The sequence below is a fragment of the Alcanivorax sp. HI0044 genome (assembly GCF_001634945.1).
In genome coordinates, this window is record NZ_LWEZ01001482.1 from 1 (window position 1) to 1,622 (window position 1,622).

Annotated in this window: 2 protein-coding genes; one reads left to right on the forward strand and one right to left on the reverse strand. The window is 53.3% G+C overall.

Annotation, left to right across the window (positions count from 1 at the left end; all coding sequences use genetic code 11):
* Positions 1–713: phospholipase A (locus A3730_RS22375; protein ID WP_063538982.1), on the forward strand; the 713-nt coding region annotated here is incomplete at its 5' end.
* Between the two features lie 75 nt (positions 714–788).
* On the opposite strand, the gene A3730_RS22380 is transcribed toward A3730_RS22375, so the two are convergent.
* Positions 789–1,622: DUF3570 domain-containing protein (locus A3730_RS22380; protein WP_063538984.1), on the reverse strand; the 834-nt coding region annotated here is incomplete at its 5' end.

Below are 1,622 nucleotides of genomic sequence, written 5' to 3' on the forward strand. Positions count from 1 at the left end.
CCTACAGCTACTGGTCCAACCGGCAGTGGAACGACCCCACCAAGAACGACAGCGATCTACAGCCCACCGAGGTAAAATTCCAGCTATCGCTGAAAGCCCCGATCAAGGAAAAGATCGTGGATGACATTACCCTGTGGATGGCATTCACCGGCACTTTCTACTGGCAGGCCTACAACAGCGAGCTCTCTGCCCCGTTCCGCGAAGCCAATTACGAACCCGAGCTGTTCATTACCAAGCCCATCGACTGGCAGATCGGCCCGCTGGATTCCGAGTTGCTGGCGATAGGGTTCAACCACGAATCCAACGGACAGGACGTGCCTGTTTCACGCAGCTGGAACCGCGTCTTCATGAACTATGTGTTCAAGACAGGAGATTATTACTGGTCTTTCAAGCCCTGGTATCGCATACCCGAAGATAAAAAAGATGATCCCACGGATACTCGCGGCGACGATAACCCGGATATCGAGAAATACATGGGGAATTTCGAGCTGGAAGTGGCACACCCGTTTGGCAATCACGTCATCGAGCTGATGCTGCGCAATAACCTGCGTTCAGATAACAAAGGGGCGGGGCGTATCAATTACTCATTCCCCCTGAGCAAACGTTTCAAGGGGCTTGTACAGGTTTTCTCTGGCTACGGGGATTCGCTGATCAATTACGACGATTACGAAAACCGTTACAGCTTCGGGATCCTGTTGACGGATTCACTGTAAGAGACGCTGCGCGCTGCACGCATCATGCAACACGGCCAACCCGCATGGTGCGGAGTGCGTGTTGCATGACAGCACCTAATACCAGAGCGTAAACAGCAGCCGGGTTACGGTGGCATCAAAGCTGTATAAAGGCTCAGTACCGGGGGTGGTCTGTACCCGGATATCGCGGAAGTTATCGTAATCGAAGCTGAAGCGGTCCACCCATAGATGCAGGCCGGCTTTATCGATGGTGCCCCAGTTCGGTTTGCTGAACTGAAAACCCACCCCCATTCCGATCACCGTGGACGAAAACTCACTCAGCTCCTTGTCACGGGCCAAAAAGTTCTGGGCATTCTGAAACGGGAACAAATCCGCATAGAAATCCGCGTCACCCTGCTGATAGCTTCGGTAGCGGGTTTCCACGGTCCAGCGCTGGCCGATGGGTTGAATGAGCTGAAGCTGCCAGCTATTGGCATCCACGCCCCAGGAATCGCTATAAAGTCGATATTCCCCGTGCAACCCAGCACGCCATGGCAGGTAATACGACAACCGGATCGCCGTGGCTTCACTGGTACGGGTATTGGGGTAGCGCTCCGGTTCAAAGCTGTAGCTGTTGGGGGAAGTCAGGTAACGCACAGAGCGGTAAGGGTTATTCAGGTAGCCTTCATCGGTAATCAACTCATGGCCGATGCTACCGATCAGGTTTTTCGTCAGCACCTGACTCAAGCCGATCCGAAAGTGTTGCCGGTCCGCCTCCTCGGCAAAGCTGTTGTCACCGGTACGGAAGACTTCATCCCACCCTTTTGAGTAACCCAGGCTCAACGTGGTCAGGTCACCAAAAAAATCCTGACTCATATCGAAATGCACCGAGTTGGCCTCAAAATCATTTTCTTCACTGTTGCCGTAGCTCAGTGAATAAATGGCTTTGCC